Origin of the sequence: Grimontia hollisae CIP 101886 (genome assembly GCF_000176515.1) — a bacterium.
Lineage (GTDB): Bacteria > Pseudomonadota > Gammaproteobacteria > Enterobacterales > Vibrionaceae > Enterovibrio > Enterovibrio hollisae.
The window spans coordinates 189,595-212,033 of record NZ_ADAQ01000011.1; the positions used below are offsets into that span (position 1 = coordinate 189,595).

The following is a 22,439-nucleotide window of genomic DNA, read 5'->3' on the forward strand; positions in this document are numbered from 1 at the left end:
TAAAAATCTCATCGTGATTTGATGGGCCATTATCTGGCGAGCGCATCTTCTATTTTGGCTTTCCAGATCGCCAGCGCCAGCACAGGTTTTCGTAGCACTTTCGGCGTCGGGATCCAGCCATGTTGAATACGGGAGAACACATCAAAACGCCCCGCCTGCCCTGCCATCGCTTCTGCAACGACACGGCCAGCAATGTTGGTTAAACCAACGCCATGACCAGTGTAACCATGCGCAGTGTAGATATCGTTGCCCAAATGCGAGATTTCGGGCATGTAGCTTCGGGTAACGGCAAACAAGCCTCCCCAGTGGTAGTCCATTTTCACGTCTGACAGTTGTGGAAACACTTTCAGCATGCGCTGGCGAAGACGCTCCTGACTGTCTGGGTATTCACCGTTGAACGGATGGTTGACCCCACCAAACAGGATGCGCCCATCCGCCGTCGGGCGATAGTAGTCCAGACAGTTGTTCAGATCTGACATCGCCATCTTGTTACTGATTGGCTGGCGATCACCCAGAGGCTCTGTGACCGCAATGTAAGACGCAACTGGCAAGACTTTTGATTGCGCCTTACGGTGCAAGCCATCAAGGTAGGCGTTACATGCCAGCAATACCTGCTTGGCTTTTACACTGCCTTTCGCGGTTTTTACTTTGTTGTAACCTGCGCCTTTCTCCAGTTTGATCACCGGGCTGTTTTCATAAATCTCCGTCCCGACAGAAATCGCGGCTTTCGCCAAACCAAGGGTATAATTCAAAGGATGCAGGTGACCGCTGTTTGGGTCAAAAAGACCGCCAAGGTAGCGGCGGGTATGTGCCACTTGCTCGATTTTGTCGGTATCCCACCACTCTGCCACTGGGTACTGATAACGGCCATGTTTTAAGGCATGCCAGGATTTAAGCTCTTTCTCCTGACCTTTATTCAGCGCAAGCTCGATATAACCTTGCTGGAAGTCACAGTCGATGTTGAATTCACGGATACGCTCACGAATGATATCGACAGATTCAACCGACAAATCCCAAAGCTGCTTACCCCACTCCGGGCCGTATTCTTCATCGACTTCACGAAGACCCAGACAATACCCCACCAGCGCCTGACCACCGTTACGGCCCGAGCCACCAAACGCAATACGCTGGGATTCCAGTACGACAACGCTCATCCCCTTCTTACGAAGCTCGATGGCGGCGTTTGTCCCTGTCAAACCGGCGCCGATAATACAAACGTCCGCCTGAATGTCACTGGTCAGTGTTGGTTGCAGCGGCAACAAGTTTGCCGTGGCCTGATAGTAGCTATCAATATACCCGTGTTCTTTCGCCATCTCGCGATTCAATCCTACTCAATGGGTGACAAAAAAGATGGCGAATATTCGCACTAAGCCATACCGCAAGCAAGGGATTCTTGCGCTTAGAAAACGGTGCGCATAACGTAACCTATTGATGCTGCGACTGGCGCACAATTTGTTACTTTTTCAACCGGATTTCCATTGACAGGGAGGGTAAATCTTTTAATGATGCGCGCTCAATTTTCAGCTTGGTATCTACCCAAACTACCTCAAGGTGCTTTTCACTGAGAATGACGGGTTAAACCGATGGTCGCTACTTAATGACGACACCAACGGACTGGTTTCGGAGCAGTGCCTCTTGGCCCGTAGGCTGTTCCCTGGGAGAGGGGGCCTGCGCCTTAAGGTAGTTTGGGTATGCCACTTAAGGATAAAAACCAATGAACCAATATCTTAAAGGGGTGAAAGCGGCAAGCATCGCACTTACCGCAACAGTTTCTTTCAACGTTTCCGCAAGCAATGAAGTACTGAACATCTACAACTGGGCCGAGTACATGCCAATGGGCGTGATTCAGGCGTTTGAAAAGGAGTACGGTGTCACAGTTAACTATTCAACGTTTGAAAACAATGAATCCATGTATACCAAGCTGAAGTTGCTTGATGGTAAAGGGTATGATCTGGCGTTTGCGTCGACCTACTTTATCCAGCGAATGAGCAACGAAGGCATGCTGGCGAAAATCGATAAATCGAAGATCCCGCATGTTAAGGACATTATTCCTGGTCTGATGGGCCAGCCCTTCGATAAAAACAACGACTACTCCCTACCCTATGTGTGGGGTGTGACGGCGATCAGTTACAACGGCAATATTGTTGACGGCAGTAAAGTCACCAAATGGGCCGATCTGTGGAAGCCTGAATTCGCGGGCCATATCATATTGCTTGACGACGTACGCGATGTATTCGGGATGGCACTGAAAGCCAAAGGCTACAGCATTAACACCACCAACGAAGCAGAAATCAAAGAAGCCTATGAGATGCTGAAAACGCTGCGTCCGAATGTCGTGGTCTATAACTCAGATGCACCACACGTACCTTTTGTTACCGGTGAAGTTGGTATCGGCCAGCAGTGGAATGGGAATGCGTATCTGGCGCAGGCTGAAATGGACAATATCCAGTTCGTTTACCCAGAAGAAGGCTCAATCCTGTGGATGGATAACTTCATCATTCCGAAAGGTGCGGAGAAAGTGGATTTGGCCCACAAGTTCATCGATTTCATGTACCGCCCTGAAAATCAGGCGGCGATGGTAGAAGAACTGGGTTACCCGGCACCAAGTAAGCGCGCCAAGGAAAAACTGTCAGCGGAATACACAGAAAACAACGTGATCTTCCCGTCTGACGAGGATGTTGAAAAAGGCGAATTCACCAACGATGTGGGCGACGCTGTCAAGATCTACAACCGTTACTGGCAGTTGCTGAAAAGCTGATTGCAGCATTTGTCCCAAAAGAAAACCGCGGATTCACCGCGGTTTTTCTGCATCTAGGCTTTTCTTCTGTCTAAACGATTAACTCAGTTGGATTTAAAAAACAGCATATGCGCCGCGCTTAATGAAATCGCGCCGCGAACAATCACTTTCAGCTGATCGGCAGAAATGCGGGCAAACACCTTATAGCCAATAAACATCCCCACAAACAGTGCCGGTAATCCTACTGCACTCCCCTGCAGGGTTTCGGCATTCACCAGACCCAGACTGACCAGACCCACCAGCTTCATCATATTGAGTGTCATAAACGCCCAGACACGTGTTGCCACATAGGCAGATTTATCCATTTTCTGTTCAAGGAGAAACAGCCCCATCAACGGGCCGGCAGCGTTGGCAAGCACACCGACAAATCCGCAAAGCATACCGGCCACACTGGCGGCATAACTGTTGGTAAAAATAGGAAGTGGGCGGTAATCAAGCCAAATAGACAGACCAAGCAAACCCAAAATCAATACGCCGAGCATCGTCATAAACGTGCGGGCATCAATGCTGCCCAATACCACTGTGCCCAGCGCCACGCCAACAGCACCAAACGGGATCAGCCTGAACAGCACCGGCCAATTGATGTTCTTGCGATAAGTCAACACCGCAATAACATCGGTCAGCAAATAAAGTGGCACAATCACACCCAGTGCCTCAGGCCCAGGGAAGGCGAGCATCATCAGGGGCAGGATGACGAGTCCCAGTCCGCCAATTGAAAATTTGGAAAACCCTGTCACCAGACAAGCAAGGGAGATAAAAAGCCAAGACCATTCCATGGAAACCCCTATTTTACTGTTGGCCAAACTGTACTTGTGTTATGGACGACGTAATGATTGATGATGTTTTGTCATTACTTTTTCGCCAATGAAGAGTAACCTCTTAGGTTCACCCATGCGATCATAGACGTAATCAGGACAGATAAGAATGATTGATTTCCGCTCAGACACCGTGACACAACCTGACCAGAAAATGCGCGAAGCCATGGCAACTGCCCCCGTGGGGGATGATGTCTATGGCGACGACCCAACGGTCAATGAACTGGAACAATGGGCTGCTGAGCGCCACGGATTCGACGCAGCACTATTTACCTCATCAGGCACCCAAGCAAACTTGCTGGGTATTCTGGCACATTGCGACCGTGGTGACGAATATTTGTGCGGCCAGCAGGCACATAACTATAAATATGAAGCTGGCGGCGCAGCGGTACTGGGGTCAGTCCAGCCACAGCCCATTGAGAACAATAAAGACGGCACACTGTGCTTTGAAAAACTGGCGGCCGCCGTCAAACCTGATGATGTACATTTTGCCCGAACCAAGCTACTGAGCCTGGAAAATACCATTGGCGGAAAAGTGCTGCCACTGACGTATCTGGCCAAGGCCCGCGAGTTTGTGGATACCCACCAATTGAAACTCCACTTGGATGGTGCCCGGGTCTATAACGCCGCTGTCGCACTGGACGTCGATATCAAAGAAATCAGCCAACATTTTGATTCGATGACCATCTGCCTGTCGAAAGGTCTGGGCGCACCCGTCGGTTCCCTACTATTGGGCGATGCTGACTACATCCAGCGTGCGCGGCGCCTGCGTAAAATGGTGGGTGGCGGTATGCGGCAGGCCGGTATTCTGGCAGCGGCAGGCTTGATTGCCCTGACTGAAAATGTAGAACGTCTCAAAGATGATCACGACAACGCTCGCTATCTGTCTGAAAATCTTGGAACAATCCCTGGGTTCAACACTTTTATCTACCCGGTTCAAACCAACATTGTTTATGCCGATGTCGCTCCACACATTGATATCCATGCCATCGCAACCGCGTTGAAAGAACAAGGCATTTTGGTGTCACCCTCGCACAAAGCCATGCGGTTCGTGACCCACAAAGATGTGACAAAGTCCGATATCGACACACTGTTAACGGCTATTGATGGGTTGCTATAAAGCACGCATTGCCGGGAGTCAGGGGCGGTTATCCGCCTCTGTTTATTTTATTGCTTCTGTTTATTATTGGGAGAACAGTAACCATGGCTGGCGCAAGTTTATTAACCCTGCTTGACGATATTGCGACCATTCTCGATGACGTATCCGTGATGAGCAAAATCGCCGCCAAGAAAACCGCCGGCGTACTTGGCGATGATTTGGCGCTGAATGCAGAAAAAGTCACCGGGGTAAACGCAGACCGCGAACTGCCCGTTGTGTGGGCGGTGGCAAAAGGCTCTTTTCTCAACAAGCTGATACTGGTGCCTGCCGCGCTGGCTATCAGCGCGGTGGCTCCCTGGCTGATTACGCCACTCCTGATGCTCGGCGGCCTGTTTCTTTGTTACGAAGGGGCAGAGAAAGTGCTGCACACCTTCTTCCATAAAAAAGACGACCAGCCTGCTGAAAAGCCCGCTGAGGACTTCAATGCCGCCACACTGGATGCCGCCGAGTATGAGGCACAGAAAATTAAAGGTGCTGTCCGGACCGATTTTATCCTGTCTGCTGAAATCATCGTCATCACCCTTGGCGTGGTCTCTGAAAGCAGTTTCCTGACCCAGGTATTTACCCTGTTTGGCATCGCCTTCCTGATGACCATCGGTGTTTATGGTCTGGTGGCGATCATCGTCAAGATTGATGATGCAGGCCTGTACCTGAGTCAGAAAGCAGGCCGTGTTAAACAGACCATTGGGCGCGGGTTACTCTCTTTCGCGCCCTACCTGATGAAAGGGCTCTCCATTGTTGGCACTGTCGCCATGTTTTTGGTCGGTGGCGGTATACTCACCCACGGGGTGCATGTGTTATCGGAGCTCATCACCGACGCCGTACAGGAAACGGCCCTAATCCCCAGCATTGGCGCGGTGATCTCCGCACTGGTTCCCACGCTGCTCAATGGACTGATTGGCTTGATTGCCGGTCTGATTCTTGTTGGCCTGATGAACTTATTTAACAAACTCAAGCCCATCACCCCCTGAGCTGGATTTACGCGCGATGACAAATTGCCACAACCTTGTCTACGCTTAATGCTGGAAATCCAGCCAACAAAAAGGAAAGCAGAAATGGCGGCAAAACATGTACTTGTGACAGGTGGGGCAAGTGGGATTGGGTTTGGCATGGCGAAGGGCTTTGCCCAGGCAGGGTACAAAGTCACTCTTTCCGACATCAACAGCGAAGCGTTGGAAAATGCCGTTAATACCCTCACAAACCAGTTTGATGTTGATGTAAAAGGGCTCGAACTGGATGTCACCGATTCGGGGCAACTGGCCTCTGCGCCCTCCCGTGTTGATGCCCCTGTCGACATATTGATAAACAATGCTGGCATCCAGTTTGTCTCTGCGCTTGAACAGTTTCCCGAAGAAAAATGGCGCCTGATCATTGATATCTTGCTGTGCGGCCCCGCTATGCTAACCAAAGCGTTTCTGCCCTCGATGTACGCGCGTAACTTTGGGCGTATTATCAATGTCGGCTCCATCCACAGTCTGGTTGCCTCGCCTTATAAATCGGCGTACGTCTCCGCCAAACATGGCCTGCTGGGATTTGCGAAAACCATCGCGCTGGAAAGCGCCGGGCATGACGTCACCATCAACACCCTTTGCCCTTCCTATGTCAAAACCCCATTAGTAGACAACCAAATCAGGGCCCAGGCTGATAACCACGGTATTTCCGAACAAGAAGTGATCAATACCATCATGCTCAAGCCCATGCCGAAAAAAGCCTTTATCGCCCTCACTGAGCTTGCGGAAACGGCGATGTTCCTTGCTTCTCCTGCGGCGAAGAACATCACAGCCCAGGCGATTGCAATCGACGGCGGCTGGACAGCGCACTGAATCCGGCGGCGATAAAGCCTATAGCGCCGTTTATTTTTTGCGCACTTGTTCACCATTCTGCCGTGAATAAAGTGCGCCAGCCCACATTGCCGACATCTCCCTGATTCTTTATCTCAAAATCAGTAAGTTATCAGCGCTACACTAGGATCTGTTAAGCCATACTGTGTAAGGAGAGCGTAATGCCACATTTGCCTTTAACCAGTGACAAGCTCTATCGCACTTCACAACTGAGCAAACTTAACGTTTCCTCTACCAAGCACCTTGAGCCACTTGATGAAATCGTCGGTCAGGATCGTGCCCGTCAAGCCGTTGAGTTTGCCATGTCGATCAAGGAAAAGGGATACAATATCTATGCCGTCGGCCAGAATGGTCTTGGTAAGCGCACCATGGTCATGCGCTACCTCAACCGCCACTGGCAGTATACCCACCCTGTTTTTGACTGGTGTTATGTTGCCAATTTCCAGGACTCCCGTGTTCCCAAGGTGCTGCAACTCCCTGCTGGCACCGGTCTGAAACTGAAAAAAGACATCGAAAAGCTGATGGGACGTCTCGGAAAATCGCTGCAACTCGCTTTCGACAACGAGATGTATTACTCACGGGCCGATGCACTGAAAAACCGTCTGGCAGAAATGCAGGAAGGGGCACTGGCACAATTGAGCCAGGAGGCCAAACAGCAAAGTGTCAGCCTGTCGATTACCACATCTGGTGACTACCAGTTTATTGCTCTGAACGGTGAAGAGCCTCATACCGAAGACACGTTCAATGCACTTTCCACCAAAGAGCAGCAGCAATTCGATGCCGCGATACGCGATCTGGAAATCCAGTTACGCGGTCTGGTGCGCAAGCTGACAGAATGGGAAGAAACCTATGCCGAGAAACAGCAGAAACTGGACGAGGAAATTGCCAACGAAGCCATTTCCCACCATATGGATAAGCTGGTAGATGCCTATTCTGATCTGCCCCAAGTGAAGAAATACCTCAAAGAAATGCAGGCCGATATTCTCGAAAATCTGGATATCTTCCTGCAAGAAAGCGAAGAGCAGGCTGCCCTCGCCTATGCCGCACTCGACAAAAAGCTGCCCCGGCGTTATCAGGTCAATGTATTAGTCAGCCAGGACAAAAATGTGCCGCCCGTGGTGGTGGAAGACAGTCCGACCTACCACAACATTTTCGGCTATGTGGAAAATGCCACCTATAAAGGCACGGTTTTTACCGATTTCTCATTGATCCGCCCCGGCAGTATTCATCGCGCAAACGGTGGTGTGTTATTGATTGACGCAGTGAAAGTGCTGGAGCGTCCCTACGTGTGGGATGGCCTAAAACGTGCGCTCAGCTCCCGCAAAGCGAGTCTTAGCTCACTGGAGCGTGAAATCACACTCAGTGGCACCATTTCGCTTGAGCCGGAGCCCATCCCACTGGATGTCAAAATCATCCTGTTTGGTGACTACCAAACCTATAAGCTGTTGCAGCACTACGATGCTGAATTCAGTGAACTGTTTCGCGTCACCGCTGACTTTGAAGATGACATGCCACGAAACGATGACAGTGAGATGAAATATGCCAAATTCATCTCCAGCATCTGCCATGACAACAGCCTGCTGCACTGCGACCCGGGTGCGATTGGCCGCATTATTGAACACAGCAGCCGTCAGGCTGGCGATCAGGACAAGTTGTCCCTGCACTCAGCAGACATAGCCAACCTGCTGCGTGAATCCAACTATCAGGCCAAAGTCAGCAACGCCAATATCATCCGGGCTTCTCACGTAGAAAAAGCACTGGCAAGCCGTGATATGCGGGTCAGTCGCCTTCGAGACCATGTCATGGAAGGCTTTACTACTGGCACGACCTTGATTGATACCAAAGGCAAAGCCGTGGGTCAGGTCAACGCGCTTTCAGTGCTGGCCACCAACGACTTCAGCTTCGGTGCACCAAACCGTATCACAGCAACCACGGCATTTGGCGACGGTGACGTGCTGGATATTGAGCGCAGCGTTGAGCTCGGCGGCAGTATTCACTCCAAAGGGGTGATGATCCTTACCGCCTACCTTTCTTCGCTGCTGGGTAAACAGGCAAAAATCCCACTGACTACAAGGATCACTTTCGAACAGTCCTATGGCGGCGTGGATGGGGACAGTGCGTCTATGGCAGAGTTTTGCGCGATTATTTCCGCCATTTCCGGTGTGCCACTGCGCCAGGATTTAGCAATTACCGGCTCCATGAACCAGTTTGGTCAGGCGCAGCCCATTGGTGGTGTGAACGAGAAAATTGAGGGCTTTTTCGATGTCTGCACCATAAAGGGGCCAAAATCGAGTCAGGGCGTGATTATCCCCCGTGCCAATGTCCATAACCTGATGCTGCGAAAAGATGTTATCCATGCGGTGGAAAAAGGGAAATTCCACATTTATGCGATTGACCACGTGAGCGAAGCGGTTGAGCTTTTTACCGGGCTGGCAGCAGGTAAGCCTGACAGCAAAGGGCGGTTTAAATCTGACACAGTGCTACATAAAGCGGCAATGAAACTGGATGCACTGCGCAAGAAAAGTGATAAACCTGAATAAGTTAAACCAGCGGTTTTTCGTAGTATTTCTTCTCACTTTTTAACTTAAAGTCACGCATTTATCGCCAAAGGCAGTAAGGTGTTAATTATATTGAATTGGCTGATGGAGGATTGTCATGCGCCAAGAACAATTCCCTATCCCAGAACACCCGGAACTTACCTTCAAAGGGGTGTCGTTTTCGTCCATCAAACAACAGGCACCGAGCTATGTCGCTACAGCAAAATGGTATGCACGTCTGCTTATCTCCGGTGCATTTATGCTGTTTGCGACCATTACAACCCTTTCCTGTTATTACTTTGGCTTAACCGACGACATTTTCTTTATCGCCACACTGGCGGCCACGCTGCTGATCTATCTGATCACCATGCCCGTGCTGACCAAGTCCTATGTCACCTCAGAGCGGGTAATGAAGAAAATGAAACGGAAAAAACATCGGTTTTATCTTCGGGCGCTGGCCAATACTCCCTTGGATATCAGGTTGGAGGTCGCCAACGGGATCTGGGATGCGCTGCGCAGCGAACCATGGTCGTTGTGCATCAGCTATGCCCATACCGCAGACCGAACCCGGACAGTCTATTGTTGCCAGCAAATCGGGAAAATTGCATCCGAATTGACCCATTCCGCACCAGATGTTTTTTGCGATGCTATGCTTAAAACAATGAATAATCAAAGAGGTAGCGTACGGTATTTCTTTGACATTCTGATCATGCTTGGCGAGCAACAGTTCAATGACGAGCACGAAGAGCAACGTCATGTCCGCACAACACAACGCATCATGGTGGACGACATCTTCAAGCACCGCTAACCAGGCAACACCCACGCAGAACCGGAGCACACATGAAAATAGTTCTCGTCACCGGCGGCAGCAGTGGTATTGGCCTCGAGGTCGTGCTTTCTTTCCATCAGGCAGGCTACAAAGTGATCACCTGCTCCAGAAACGAAGAGAAATGGAATCGGGCGCTGGCAACGTTTCCGCAACTCTCGGCGGTCGATTACCTCCCGTTGGATTTGAAAGACGTACATCAGGTGGATCGTTTTTTCGGATACATCCGCGAAAACTATGGCCATTTGGATATCGCCGTTAACAATGCCTCTCCCTTGCTGGAATCACGCGGTGACTACGCTGGCCTGCCCATCGACGCGCTTTACAGCACCATGATCAGCGATTATTGGGTGCCAGCCCTTTGCCTTCGCTACGAATTGCCACTCATGCAAGAAGGAGCGTCGATTATCAACGTCAGTTCAGTGAATGGTATTCGCCCCACCCCAAATGCAGCCATGTATTCAGGTACCAAACACGGATTGGAGGGTCTCACCCGCTCAGTGGCTATTGAGGCCATCCGCAAGGGCATTCGCGTTAACGGTGTCGCGCCGGGTGTCACCTGGACGCCCCGCTGGGAACAAAAGCAAGCTGAAATGGGCGCGTCACTGCGCCAAACCGTAGAAAGCCAGGTACCCTGTCAACGGTTTGCTGAAGCTCAGGAGATCGCCGATGCAATCTTCTGGCTAAGCTCTGATAAGGCAAAATATATTGTCGGTCACACGCTGGTGATTGATGGTGGGTTGAGCCTGACGTAATGTTATCAGCCCCATCCACCCTGATGCCCGTACTGTATATTGTCCTGAGTTCTTGGCGAAAGTGGATCGCGTAGAATGCATCCGTAGACTCTAAAAAACCATCGTTATACTGTGTCTGGTGGGGAAAAACATGGAACACGCACAACAAATTATTGGCGAAGCAAAACGGCTGGGCGATAACAAGATTGCCGAACATTCAGCCCGTTTTTTTAAAACCGGGCCGGGGGAGTATGGCGAAGGCGATAAATTTATCGGTATTCGTGTTCCTGTCATCAGAGAACTGGCAAAAAAGCACAAGTCTTCATCGCTAAAAACGGTTTCTCTGTTATTGGAGAGTGAATGGCATGAGATCCGGCTGCTGGCGCTTATCATGTTGTCGGAGCAGTTCAAAAAAGCGGACGATGAGCAACAGAAGGTGATCTTTGACTTCTACCTTTCCCGGACAAGGCTGGTTAACAACTGGGATTTGGTAGACAGCTCTGCCCATCACATCGTTGGGGGGTATCTTCTCGATAAAGACCGTTCGATTCTCTATGCATTGGCTGAATCAAAAAACCTTTGGGAGAGACGTATCGCCATGATGGCAACCTTCACGTTTATCCGGCAGAACCAGTTTGAAGACACCCTAAAACTTGCTGAAAAATTGCTGCATGATAAAGAAGATTTAATTCATAAAGTGTGTGGCTGGATGCTACGGGAAATGGGTAAGCGCAACCCCACGCAGTTAAAGACATTTTTGGACCAGCATGTTAAAGACATGCCACGTACTATGTTGCGTTACGCCATAGAAAAAATGACGCCAGAAGAAAGGCAACGCTATCTGACTGGCATCAGCCCCCAGACCGTAACAGATAAGGGAGCCTGAGCTCCCTCACCTATCGCTTCATTGATCATGTAGCACTTTACTGACCATCGCTCACAGACCATCGCGACAACGAGCGTTTGAAATCCTGATAGTCAAATTCATTCAGCAGTTGGATTTTACCGTTACTCCGTCGGCAATACACAGACGGCATTCGCAGGCCGTTAAACCAGTTCAGCTTCACCATGGTGTAGCCAGCACTGTCCATAATGTGAAGACGCTGACCGACCTTTAACGGGTGGTCAAAGTTCGCCACACAGAACTGGTCACCTGCGAGACAGGAACAGCTGCCAATCACGTATGTGTGTTCACCGGTATCATTCGCTTCAGCAATTGAGGCCGGCTCGTTGTAGATTAAGGTATCCAGTCGATGGGCTTCGGTGGCACTGTCAACAATCGCTGTTTTTACCTCGTTTTCGACAATGTCCACCACCGTCACGACCAAATCCGTTGTCTTGGTAATGATGGCTTCACCCGGCTCCAGATACAGTTGCACGCCATGGCGCTCACCAAAGGCTTTCAGAGCTGCGGCGAGCTTTTCAAGGTCATAACCCGGCCAGGTAAAGAACACCCCGCCCCCGAGGCTCACCCATTCCAGTTGATTGAGGTAGCTGCCAAATTTTTCAGAGATTGCATCCAGCAGGCTGGTAAAGGCATCGACATCTTTGTTCTCACAGTTCATGTGGAACATGACGCCATTGAGCGTCGCAAATATTCCAGGGTCAATCTGGTCGAAATGCACCCCCAGACGGGAAAAGCGACGCGCCGGATTCGCCAGATCCTGCCCAGCGTAGCTGACACCCGGATTCAGGCGCAAGCCAATCGACGCTTTTCCTTCTACCAGATGGCGATAAGCGGTGAGCTGGGATTGGCTGTTAAAGATCATTTTGTCGCAGATATCAGCAACGTCGCGTACATCATCTTCGCTGTAGCCGACACTATAGGCATGGGTTTCACCACCAAAGGTTTCGTAGCCCAGTTTCACTTCAAAAGGGCCGCTACTTGTGGTGCCATCAAGATAGGGTTTGATGATGTCGAACACCCCCCAGGTCGAAAAGCATTTCAATGCCAGCACCAGTTTCACGCCGGACAATTCTTTAAGGCGCTTCGCTTTCTCGAGGTTTTCTATCAGCTTATCTTCTTCAATCAGAAAGTAAGGGGTTTTTAATTCTGTTGGATTCATGGTCTCTCTCTAGAGAAAAGCCTGCATAACAGACACTGTTATACAGGCATTCATTAAGGCTGTGCTTATTTCAGGATATTGATAACCGGCTCGCCAGGTTCCAGCTCTTCAACCCCCCAATCCAGACCGATTGAAGGCATCAGCTCCAGGAACGGATCCGGATCAAGCTGCTCCATGTTAAACACGCCCTTGCCATTCCACTCCCCCTTGAAATAAAGCAAGGCCGCAGTGATCGCAGGCACACCGGTGGTGTACGCAATCGCCTGATGCTCTACATCTTTATAAGCCACCTCGTGATCTGCATTGTTATATACGAACACGCTACGCTGTTTGCCATCTTTCCTGCCCTGAACCCAGGTACCGATGCAGGTCTTTCCGGTGTAACCCGGCGCCAGTGAGGTTGGGTCAGGCAGCAGTGCTTTCAATACTTTCAGCGGCTCAACCACGGTGCCGTCTTGCAGTGTGATGGGATCGGGGCTTAACAGGCCAATGTCGCGCATGCAGTTGAAGTAGTTTAAGTAGCGATCACCAAAGCCCATCCAGAACTCGATACGTTTAGCCGGGATAAACTCTTTCAGCGAACGCACTTCATCGTGGGCCATGGAGTACACCTTGTGACTGCCGACCAGCGGGAAATCAAACTCCATCATGCGGGTATGACAGCCGACTTGTTTCCATTCGTCATTTTCCCAGTAGAAAGAGTCGCCCTGAATTTCCAGCATATTAGTTTCAGGGTCAAAATTCGTAGCGAACTTCTTACCATGATCACCAGCGTTTACATCCATCACATCGATAGTATCAATTTCATCAAACAGGTGCTTGTAGGCGTAAGCCGCGAAAACACTCACCACACCGGGGTCAAAGCCTGCCCCCAAAATACCGGTGATACCCGCTTCCTCGAACTTGTTGCGATACGCCCATTGCCAGTCATAGGCTTGTGGCACCTGTTGCCCTTCAGAGCACAAATCCACCGCCACGGACGTATCCAGATACGACGTCTTGGTTTGGTAGCAAGCTTCCATAATGGCCATGTTGACCCAAGGAGGTCCGGCATTAATCACCAAATCTGGCTTCACATCGTTGATCAGTGCCACCAGCGCTTCTACATCATCGGCATCGACTGCACGGGCTTCCAGTTTGTAGCGGGTATCTTTCTGGTTGTTACGGCCTTTGATAGATGCAATGATCGCCTCACACTTGCTGACAGTGCGTGATGCAATGGTGTAATCCCCGAATACATCGTTGTTTTGCGCGGCTTTATGCGCAATCACCCAGCCGACCCCACCAGCACCAATTTGTAAAACAGCCATGTTAAATTCCTTTATAAAATTCGGGTTCCAGAGCCCAATAAACCATTAAAGAGAAGCCTGTTTGGCAATATCGCTTCCCAGTCCTTCAAGTGCTGTAAGTAGTTGCTCAAAATCTGTCAGAGACAGGCAGGGGTTGAGCAGTGTCAGTTTCAGTGCAACCTTGCCATCGACAATGGTTTCGCCGACAACAGCACGGCCTTGCACCAGCGCATCCAAACGGATTTGCTTATTAAGCGAGTCCAGATCCAGCGTGGTATCAGCGCCGGTGTAACGGAACAACACGGTGGACAGGCAAGGCACCGCCAGCAATTCAAAATCAGGACGATGATTGATCATATCTGCCACTTGCTGTGTCTGATTCAACAGGTGGTCAACCATCGCACCCAATGCCTGCGGGCCAACATTTTGCAGTGTCATCCATACTTTCAGTGCATCGAAACGGCGCGTCGTGGCGATGGATTTGTCCACCAGGTTTGGCAACACATCCTCTTCGCGGTTGAGGTAGTCGGCATGATGACGGATATAGTCGAAGTGCGTTTTATGTTTCAACAACAAAGCACCGCAGCTGATAGGCTGGAAGAACATTTTGTGGAAATCGACCGTCACCGAATCTGCACGCTCAATTCCTTCCAGCCGGGCATGGTGGCGGCTGAGTGCCAATGCCCCGCCATACGCGGCATCGACGTGCATCCATAGCCCATGTTTTTCGGCCAGATTGGCAACATCATCCAGATCATCTATCGAGCCATTGTCTGTGGTGCCCGCTGTGCCGGCAATCACAAACGGGAGCAAGCCTTCTGCTTTCAATGATGCTATCGCTTCTTCCGCAGATTCAGTGCTGATGGTGCCATCGCTGTAGGTGTCGACACACACCACCGCATTTTCGCCAAGCCCTAATAAGGAAGCCGATTTTTGCATGGTGAAATGGGCGTTTTTAGAACAGATCACACGAAGCTTGTCGGCATACTGCGGCAAACCGTCTTTCTGTACGTCGTGTCCGCTGGTTTGGCGGATGATGTGGTCGCGGGCCATCAGAAGGCCCATCAGGTTACTCTGTGTGCCACCACTGGTGAAAACACCGTCTGCGTTGTCGTCAAAGCCAAAACGCCTGCAAAGCCAGTCTGTCACTTCCTGTTCTACAAACGTCGCAGCACTTGCCTGATCCCAGGAATCCATTGACTGGTTCAATGCCGTGATAAAGGCTTCTGCAGCAACGGCGGGCAACATGGGAGGCGTATGCAGGTGTGCAATACAGTGCGGGTGCTGGACAATGATTGAGTTTTTACCAATCAGCGCCGTTGTTTCATCGATCACCTCGCTCAGTGGCTGTGGGTTCTCACCCAACTGAGCGTGACGAATTTGCGATTGCAACACCATGGGCTCCAGACCGCTATAAGGCGAATCTGTGCTCTCAAACAGTTTCTTCAACGCCTGTGTGCTCTGGTTCATTGCAGATTCAAAACCATCAGCACCATGCTTGCCAACGTGAATGAAGTGATTGCGCCAGCTTTGCTGGATGCTATCCATTGGCTGAGAAACTTGTTTGGGCTCAACCAGAGATTCAATGGCGTCTTTCAGTGCTTTCAGCGCAAAATCGATTTGTTCGAAGGTAATAATGATGGGCGGCAGAAAACGAAGCACCGAGCCATCACGTCCGCCTTTCTCGATGATCAAACCGCGTTCAAGCGCTGCACGCTGTATAGCTACCGTCAGCTCAGGGGCAGATTGCGGCTCACCAAATTTGTTCTTGATGCCCTTGGGATCGCAAATTTCTATGCCCAGCATCAGGCCTTTTCCGCGCACTTCCGCAATACAGGTGGTGTTATCTGCAATTTTCTCCAAGCCCCGGCGCAGGTAATCCCCGGTGATTTTGGCTTGCTGGGCAAGGTTGTCGCGACGGATGATTTCCATGGCTTTTGCCCCAGAAACCATCGCAAGCTGATTGCCACGGAATGTACCTGTGTGCTCGCCCGGTAGCCAGGTATCAATAGACTTATCAAACACCAGCAGTGACATCGGCAGACCGCCGCCAACCGCTTTGGAAAGGCATAGAATATCTGGCGTGATACCCGCATCTTCAAACGCGAAATGGGATCCGGTTTTACCGATACCGCACTGGATTTCATCAAAAATCAGCAAAATGCCGTTTTCTTCGGTAATGCGGCGAAGCTCCTTGAGCCAAAACGCCGGTGCGGGAATCACACCGCCCTCACCCTGCACTGGTTCAACGATAATGGCAGCAGGTTTCTGCACACCACTTTCATCATCGGCCAGCATACGTTCGATGTAGCGAAGTCCCTGACGCACGCCCTGCTCACCATGAAGGCCGTATGGGCAGCGCAGATCGTAAGGGAAAGGCAGGAAGTGAACATCTGCCATCAAACCCTGCCGGCGTGCTTTGGTGCCCAAGTTCCCCATCAACGCCATGGTGCCATTGGTCATGCCGTGATACGCACCATGGAAAGCGGCAATGGTGTTGCGTCCCGTGGTTTGCTTGGCGAGTTTAATCGCCGCTTCAACCGCATCAGCGCCCGACGGGCCACAAAACTGGACTTTGGCATTTTCTGCAAAATCTTGCGGTAGAAACGCCATCAACTCACGGATAAAGGCATCTTTGGCAGGTGTGGTGATATCCAGGGTTTGGTAAGGAATACCGGCATGAAGCTGTTCAACCAATGCCTGGTTGATTTCAGGGTGGTTGTACCCCAGCGCCAGGGTACCTGCACCTGCCAGACAATCCAGATATACCTGGCCTCGACTGTCTTCAACCAAAGCACCATAGGCTTTTGCGATAGCAACCGGCAACCGGCGGGGATAGGAGCGGACCTCGGATTCGTAATGCTCCTGACTGAGCAGCAACTCATCAGGCGTCAGATCATGAAGGCCTTGCATCACAGGGATTGGGCTGGCTTTCAGCACATCCTGTGTTTCAGTGGGAAAGTTAATCATTGCGTTTGATCTTCCATGTTTACCCACCATTCACTGCAAATTTGTGTGTAGTGTCCCCTGCAACAATACGATGCAAAATGGGCTCACTCGGCAGTTGAACGGCGTAGCACACCCCCGACGATGTCGGGAATTACCCGTCAAATCGCGTCATGCGATGTTGGCGGAAACCTGAGTGTGTTTGAGCACGCAAAACAAAGACGGCAAAGCATCACGATCATGTCGTAGGAGTATCGCTCTAAACGTATGGTATGCGTCTCTTTTGGCCGGAAGGATCAAGGCTCAGTAATAATACTGCTATTCGGTAAGACGAAGCTGAAGTGGTGGTAATATTTAATCACTGTTGGGTTCCTCAATATGCCCCGGCTTAGCTTGAGCCAGACAGCGCTATTAATGCCCTTCTATCAGAGAACCATTCCCTGATACCTACGGTGCGGCGACAACTTCTTCAACATTGCGCCGCGTGTGTCCCGAAAACTCTTTGTTCGAGATTGTCGCGCAAGGTAACATAGCCGCTTTTTTGAACTCAAGTATTTTTTTCAAATTAGCAAAGATTCGATAACCCCTATAACATTTATCACCCACACCACTCACCTGCTCTCGGCTAAGCTCTCCTTCTACAACCCAACCGACACGGGGACGATAGCTTGCCTTAGTTGTCACACGATAGCCGTCTTTGAGTCTCACGCGCGCACTGGCACCATTCCAAGGTATGACGCTGGCGATGCCATTAACAACATGCTGATAGAGCTGATGGCCGCCATGGCCAGAAAAGACTACGAAACAAGAAGAGAACGTCAGCGCCAGGGCATCGAAACCGCCAAGGCCGCTGGCAAATACAAAGGCAAACAGCCTGACATCGAACGGCACCAGAAAGTGAAAAGCTACAGAGAGAAAGGGCTCAGCCTGAGAGAGATTGCGGAGGCGACCGGCTACAGCCGATCGCAGGTGTGTAGGATTTTGGCGCTAAATCCCAAGCCTTAGAGGTATGGGGTTACTTGTAAATCAGACAGTAGTTGACCAGCTGCGCTTCAACATTCTGTTTCTGGCTCAGCAAAATAAGCCCTGTCACCACGATGGTGTCATCACGCTCATCGACGTCATACAGCAGCCTCATGCCGTCGATATTGGCTTCGCGCACGTCGGTGATCCCAAGCGCCAGCAAAGACGGGGAACGCACATAAATATACGGATCGACACTCACCGTCTCTTCAAACCGATCCAGAACGGATTCAATTTTTTCAATCGCCTGGCGTTCGGAGGTGTACTCAGCAAAATGACCGATAGCCAGATCGGCCGTTTGTTCAAAAGCAACAGTGTACTCAATGGCAACCGCCATGCTTTTCCCCTTTAGCGATCTTGTTTACGCTTCGCTAACCGTTCTCTAAAGGAAGAAGAGGAAGAGACCCGACCGTCCTTTTTGTCATTTTTCCCAAAGCTGACCAGCTTTAACAGTGCAATCGCCTCGTCACGTTTTTTACGCGCTTCATACGACTCAATGACATAAGCCGGTACGCCATTTTGTGTAATGATCATCGGCTCATCCAACGGGAGATTGGCGGCATTTTTCTTCAGATAACTGATGGTTTCAACTGTCATTACCTTAGCTCCTACCCTGATCCTGCTCACTGAACTTTCCAGCGTACACTGGGCGCTCGCGTCAAACTCTCATCGGCTCTGATACGAGACAACACCGTCAACACGGACTTCACACGACATTCAATATCAATACGTTCGGTATATGTGAATTCCAAAGGTTTACCGAGTAAGCCTAGCTGATAACACCATAAGGTTCAAATTCAGTCTGAATATAGACTTTTCTAATGCGGGACTATCGCAGGACAAAAGCACGGGCATCGTACATTGCCAAATCAACATGGTGAAAATTTTGTGCTCAATAAGTAACTTGACTAATAACTTCACCAAAAGTCACAAATTACCCCCGCTCGATGTAACAAATATTCTCAATAATACATGAAATCACAGCCATTTTTTATTGAGCACCACCTCTCTACTTTGTAAAAAATAAATCCTTTTTATGTAGATAGTCGGAGTTTCTATGCTTTACAAATATGCTTCAGTGTGTCTGCTCGCAACACTCTCAATGACCGCGAATGCCCAGACAAAGCATATCATTGGTGCAGATTTTGGTTATGGTGGTAGCAATTATGACGTCGCACACAATAAAGAAGACGGCGATGTTTTCATAGGAGATATTTATTATCGATACATGGTAGATACCAATTGGGGTATTGAGGCAGGCTATAAAGGCGGTTTTGATGGCTTCGCTTCTATGCTGACCAGCCCTATTACAGAAGTCACAGATGCCGGTTTCGGTGGCCCAAGAATTTCTGGCTATGCAAGCTACCCACTGGGAGCAGGCTTTGAGCTTTATGGTAAAGGAGGTCTTACCTATTACACGCTGAGCTACACGGTAAAAGACAGAAACACTGGCCATAAACAGGATTATGACGACTCAAGCCTTGGTGGTGAAGTCGCCGGGGGGATCGCTTGGGGGTTCGAACACTTTGGTTTGAACTTAGAATATAATTATGCAAAAAATAGCGATTTTAGTGCTGGCGGCGTCGTCTTTGGCGCACATGTGAAATTTTAACCTCACATTTTTCACCTAAATCAACGCTTCTCGTTCCACAATCCTGCGGAACGAGAAGCAAAAAAAGGCTTTATTTCTTCACCATTTAGACAGGACGTCCGCATGATGTCGGATCGCTTCGGACAGCGGTACGGCTTTGTCTCAGACCAACACCATAGACCCGGCTTTTTAAATCACGGAAGGTGTCCGCTATCTGCATCCTTTTCCGGTACAGTTAACCAAGTGGACGGGTTTAAAGCCTGAAGCCGGTAAGGTCGTTACTCATACCCAGTGTCCATTTCCCCTTTAATTACCGCGATATGTAGAGTATGCATATGGACTCAATAAAAGAGGAATATGGTAGTGTTCATTTTTATTTTTTATTTTGAAATCAACAGGTATTTGTTCATAAAAAGCGTCTACATTTTTTGAACTAAAAAACTGCTTAACATCAAAGACAACTCTATAATTTAACGACTCACCAAAATCAAATTTTTTAACTCTACCATTTTCATCCGTTGTTTGCTTATCAATAAGTTTCCAGTTATCACCCACATTTTCATATAATGAAACTTCAATATTTCGTCCGGGCATACCTTTATTGGTATCTAATACATGAACACTGATGTCTGCTAATGCGGATGTAGAGACGACGGTCGTCAAGGTTAATAATGCAGCTGTTAGTTTCATAAGCCATTCTCCTTCTTCAACATTGTGTCATTTGATGACCCCAATAATGACCTGGAGCAGAGTAGGAAAATTTCATTTCATAAATCATCAACGTGACACTTGTCATATTAACAAGACTCAAATACCTTAACCAGATGAGTGGGTTGTACAAAAAACAGACATTACACATCGGTGAGTCAAAAGCGTTAGTGTTGATAACCCTCGAAGGCCATGATTGTTCACGCGCCTTCTGTGTGTATCGGATAGGTGATTTGTTTTATGGGCATTCCCAACGTCCATCTGAGATCAATGTTCCTTAATACATTCAATCTCAGGGTAACCCAGACAAGATCTTTGAAGAAAGGTTTATAAGGTGAGAGTATAATAATATGTGTGTCATTTTTTATCTGAAACAGACTGAACATACATTACAAGCCATGCTCTCACCTTATTATTATATAAATTCAGTTAAATGTTTCTGGCTATTGCCATTTTCTCATCACGCAATATTTGAAACCAATATTTTAATGTTTGCATGATCATTTTCACATTGTCACCAGTCCTGTTTATTGATGACATTTCCTCATCGGTTAATATACGGGACGGAAATTTCTCAAAAAACTCGGACAGCTTTTCAATTGGTATACCGCCCTCATGGCCCTGATTATAATCCAGCTGCCCACTTGTATCGTATGTCCAGCCGATTTTTTCATTTACTAACCAATCCGATAAGGATTTCTTTCCTTCGCCAGTGATACCGAGAATTTCTTTGATGGTCTTTATGTCTCCAGCAATAAATTCCCCCCATTTTTCTGAAGAGACTTTCCCTGTGGCTGCGCCCTGCCCCAATAAAAACAGCTTCAGGGCCGGTGAAACGTGAGTAGAGGTTGATTCAGTGTGGCTGATAGAATCTTTTACATCATAATTTTTGGCCAGATTTTTTAACTCTGTTTTATTTCCTTCAGATTTAAAATACTGCATAATTTTGTAAGACAGGGAGTTTTCAGGAACCTTACCCTCTAATTTCGGCAATACCGTATCCAAAAACCAATTTATTATTTTTTCTGGCGTGTCGGCGTCCTTACCTGCATAATTATTGTGCATACCTGAGCCAAAGTTCTCGGTTATATAACCAAAATACTTATTTGCATCAATGCCACCTGCATTCAAGTCTCCGAGATTTAACCCCCACTTCTCTTTATTTAGAAGGATATCAAAGACCATGATCTGCATAAGATCTTCACTCTTTTTAGTGTTACTTTCATCTTTTAATATAGACTCAAGCATCATCTCAAGAATGGGGGAAATAACATTTTTTCCACCGTCAGTCCAGGCCTTATAGAACTCTAACTTTTGTGATGAGTCAATAATTGCATCTTGCAGCGAATTTGATATTTCTTGCTCCTTATTGAGTTCGGCAGCGTCTTCTACAGCTTGCCTTATTTCCTTCTTCTTTATCTCAACAAATGAATACAAATCATTTAACACATAAGGCGGTGTCAGCACCTCCGCTTCATCACTGTATTGCAGGGTAACTTTTCTATCTTTGTGGTTTCCTTCAATCGCTGCATCAGCGTCAGTGACATAATTTATGGGCGATGTGTTTACATTAATCATTTAATATTCCCTTAACAAATGTTGCGATATTGCAGTGGAGAATTATTTAATATCATGCAGATACATACCCTGCCAGTAAAATGTTATTGATTTTTGTCAGGGTATTGTAAAATTTTTTAATTAACTGAAATTTAAATGAAAAATTAATTTGAAATGCGGAGCAGTTGAGATAAGGCTGCGTCCGCCTCTCTTACTTTGAGTCGGTTAAATCCGATGTACTTTAACCAAGCGGGAAGCGTTGCGTAAAAATCAAACAAGCGTGAAGCCACCGCGACCAACCCGCGCTGCCGCACGGCCTTTGTGCTTTTTCAAAGGCGGTGCGTCGCCCATAGCGTTGCGAAGCATCGCGCCCCAAGCCTGGGGAAGGGGTTGAAAAACAAACAGGGCCAGAATGACGAACGATGACAAGACCGCGCCTGTGGCCATGACGGTGCCACACCAAATGCGCGTAGCGGATTGTTGTTGGGGTGGCGTAGACCGTGATGGTCAGAGGGTGGCGGTTTGGCTGAGTGAGGAAGACTGGCGGCAT

Annotated in this window: 21 protein-coding genes and 1 pseudogene; 10 read left to right on the forward strand and 12 right to left on the reverse strand. The window is 49.0% G+C overall.

Translation table 11 applies throughout. The annotated features are described in order from the left end of the window. Positions 1 to 29: 29 nt before the first annotated feature. Positions 30 to 1,313, reverse strand: coding sequence for an NAD(P)/FAD-dependent oxidoreductase (locus VHA_RS07135; RefSeq protein WP_005503156.1), 1,284 nt, complete (start codon positions 1,311 to 1,313; stop codon positions 30 to 32). Between the two features lie 401 nt (positions 1,314 to 1,714). Between VHA_RS07135 and VHA_RS07140 the strand changes: the two genes are divergently transcribed. Continuing rightward, positions 1,715 to 2,758 carry an ABC transporter substrate-binding protein gene (locus VHA_RS07140; protein WP_005503157.1) on the forward strand — a complete coding sequence of 348 codons (1,044 nt, stop codon included), beginning with the start codon at positions 1,715 to 1,717 and terminating at the stop codon, positions 2,756 to 2,758. A gap of 83 nt (positions 2,759 to 2,841) precedes the next feature. Here the strand turns inward: VHA_RS07140 and VHA_RS07145 are convergent, their stop codons facing one another. Then, positions 2,842 to 3,573, reverse strand: coding sequence for a sulfite exporter TauE/SafE family protein (locus VHA_RS07145; RefSeq protein ID WP_005503159.1), 732 nt, complete (start codon positions 3,571 to 3,573; stop codon positions 2,842 to 2,844). Between the two features lie 148 nt (positions 3,574 to 3,721). Between VHA_RS07145 and ltaE the strand changes: the two genes are divergently transcribed. The 7 genes from ltaE (at position 3,722) to VHA_RS07180 (ending at position 11,595) form a co-directional block, all read left to right on the forward strand. Further along, positions 3,722 to 4,732 (forward strand): low-specificity L-threonine aldolase, encoded by a 1,011-nt coding sequence (gene ltaE, locus VHA_RS07150; protein ID WP_005503161.1) that lies wholly within the window; start codon positions 3,722 to 3,724, stop codon positions 4,730 to 4,732. A gap of 83 nt (positions 4,733 to 4,815) precedes the next feature. After that, positions 4,816 to 5,742: a DUF808 domain-containing protein gene (locus VHA_RS07155; RefSeq protein ID WP_005503165.1), complete on the forward strand. Its 927-nt coding sequence runs from the start codon at positions 4,816 to 4,818 to the stop codon at positions 5,740 to 5,742. 84 nt (positions 5,743 to 5,826) lie between these two features. Then, entirely contained in the window at positions 5,827 to 6,594 is a 768-nt protein-coding gene (locus tag VHA_RS07160) for a 3-hydroxybutyrate dehydrogenase (RefSeq protein ID WP_005503166.1), read from the forward strand. 179 nt (positions 6,595 to 6,773) lie between these two features. After that, on the forward strand, positions 6,774 to 9,152 hold the full coding sequence (locus VHA_RS07165) for a Lon protease family protein (RefSeq protein ID WP_005503167.1): 2,379 nt from the start codon (positions 6,774 to 6,776) through the stop codon (positions 9,150 to 9,152). Between the two features lie 115 nt (positions 9,153 to 9,267). Continuing rightward, positions 9,268 to 9,957 (forward strand): hypothetical protein, encoded by a 690-nt coding sequence (locus VHA_RS07170; protein WP_005503168.1) that lies wholly within the window; start codon positions 9,268 to 9,270, stop codon positions 9,955 to 9,957. Between the two features lie 32 nt (positions 9,958 to 9,989). Continuing rightward, positions 9,990 to 10,730: an SDR family NAD(P)-dependent oxidoreductase gene (locus tag VHA_RS07175; protein ID WP_005503171.1), complete on the forward strand. Its 741-nt coding sequence runs from the start codon at positions 9,990 to 9,992 to the stop codon at positions 10,728 to 10,730. 130 nt (positions 10,731 to 10,860) lie between these two features. Then, the gene (locus VHA_RS07180) at positions 10,861 to 11,595 is read left to right on the forward strand and encodes a DNA alkylation repair protein (protein WP_005503173.1); all 735 of its coding nucleotides are present in this window, start codon (positions 10,861 to 10,863) and stop codon (positions 11,593 to 11,595) included. A 37-nt stretch (positions 11,596 to 11,632) separates the two neighbouring features. On the opposite strand, the gene nspC is transcribed toward VHA_RS07180, so the two are convergent. The 4 genes from nspC to VHA_RS19285 form a co-directional block, all read right to left on the reverse strand. After that, complete coding sequence (nspC, locus tag VHA_RS07185; RefSeq protein ID WP_005503174.1) at positions 11,633 to 12,775, reverse strand: carboxynorspermidine decarboxylase; 1,143 nt, start codon at positions 12,773 to 12,775, stop codon at positions 11,633 to 11,635. Between the two features lie 65 nt (positions 12,776 to 12,840). Then, on the reverse strand, positions 12,841 to 14,085 hold the full coding sequence (locus VHA_RS07190; protein ID WP_005503175.1) for a carboxynorspermidine synthase: 1,245 nt from the start codon (positions 14,083 to 14,085) through the stop codon (positions 12,841 to 12,843). Between the two features lie 45 nt (positions 14,086 to 14,130). Beyond that, positions 14,131 to 17,034 (reverse strand): pyridoxal phosphate-dependent class III aminotransferase, encoded by a 2,904-nt coding sequence (locus tag VHA_RS07195; RefSeq protein WP_005503176.1) that lies wholly within the window; start codon positions 17,032 to 17,034, stop codon positions 14,131 to 14,133. Positions 17,035 to 17,457: 423 nt separating this feature from the next. After that, positions 17,458 to 17,901, reverse strand: a complete 444-nt coding sequence (locus tag VHA_RS19285) for a hypothetical protein (protein WP_040528433.1) — start codon at positions 17,899 to 17,901, stop codon at positions 17,458 to 17,460. Between VHA_RS19285 and VHA_RS18825 the strand changes: the two genes are divergently transcribed. Then, positions 17,794 to 18,015 carry a helix-turn-helix domain-containing protein gene (locus VHA_RS18825; protein WP_226926517.1) on the forward strand — a complete coding sequence of 74 codons (222 nt, stop codon included), beginning with the start codon at positions 17,794 to 17,796 and terminating at the stop codon, positions 18,013 to 18,015. The two genes, VHA_RS19285 and VHA_RS18825, sit on opposite strands and share 108 nt — an antisense overlap. A gap of 10 nt (positions 18,016 to 18,025) precedes the next feature. Here VHA_RS18825 and VHA_RS07205 read toward each other — a convergent pair whose 3' ends face one another. Next, positions 18,026 to 18,370, reverse strand: coding sequence for a hypothetical protein (locus tag VHA_RS07205; RefSeq protein WP_005503179.1), 345 nt, complete (start codon positions 18,368 to 18,370; stop codon positions 18,026 to 18,028). 11 nt (positions 18,371 to 18,381) lie between these two features. Next, complete coding sequence (locus tag VHA_RS07210; RefSeq protein ID WP_005503180.1) at positions 18,382 to 18,630, reverse strand: type II toxin-antitoxin system Phd/YefM family antitoxin; 249 nt, start codon at positions 18,628 to 18,630, stop codon at positions 18,382 to 18,384. 460 nt (positions 18,631 to 19,090) lie between these two features. Here VHA_RS07210 and VHA_RS07215 point away from each other — a divergent pair, with 460 nt between their 5' ends. Next, complete coding sequence (locus VHA_RS07215; RefSeq protein WP_005503181.1) at positions 19,091 to 19,645, forward strand: outer membrane beta-barrel protein; 555 nt, start codon at positions 19,091 to 19,093, stop codon at positions 19,643 to 19,645. Positions 19,646 to 19,746: 101 nt separating this feature from the next. On the opposite strand, the pseudogene VHA_RS19290 reads toward VHA_RS07215, so the two are convergent. From VHA_RS19290 to VHA_RS19010, 4 genes and pseudogenes are all read right to left on the reverse strand, one after another. Further along, positions 19,747 to 19,903, reverse strand: a pseudogene (locus VHA_RS19290) (IS4 family transposase); the annotation flags it as partial. Between the two features lie 27 nt (positions 19,904 to 19,930). After that, on the reverse strand, positions 19,931 to 20,314 hold the full coding sequence (uraH, locus tag VHA_RS07220) for a hydroxyisourate hydrolase (RefSeq protein WP_040528435.1): 384 nt from the start codon (positions 20,312 to 20,314) through the stop codon (positions 19,931 to 19,933). Between the two features lie 447 nt (positions 20,315 to 20,761). Beyond that, on the reverse strand, positions 20,762 to 21,910 hold the full coding sequence (locus VHA_RS07230; protein WP_005503184.1) for a hypothetical protein: 1,149 nt from the start codon (positions 21,908 to 21,910) through the stop codon (positions 20,762 to 20,764). Positions 21,911 to 22,159: 249 nt separating this feature from the next. Next, positions 22,160 to 22,336, reverse strand: coding sequence for a hypothetical protein (locus VHA_RS19010; RefSeq protein ID WP_005503188.1), 177 nt, complete (start codon positions 22,334 to 22,336; stop codon positions 22,160 to 22,162). Positions 22,337 to 22,439: the final 103 nt, after the last annotated feature.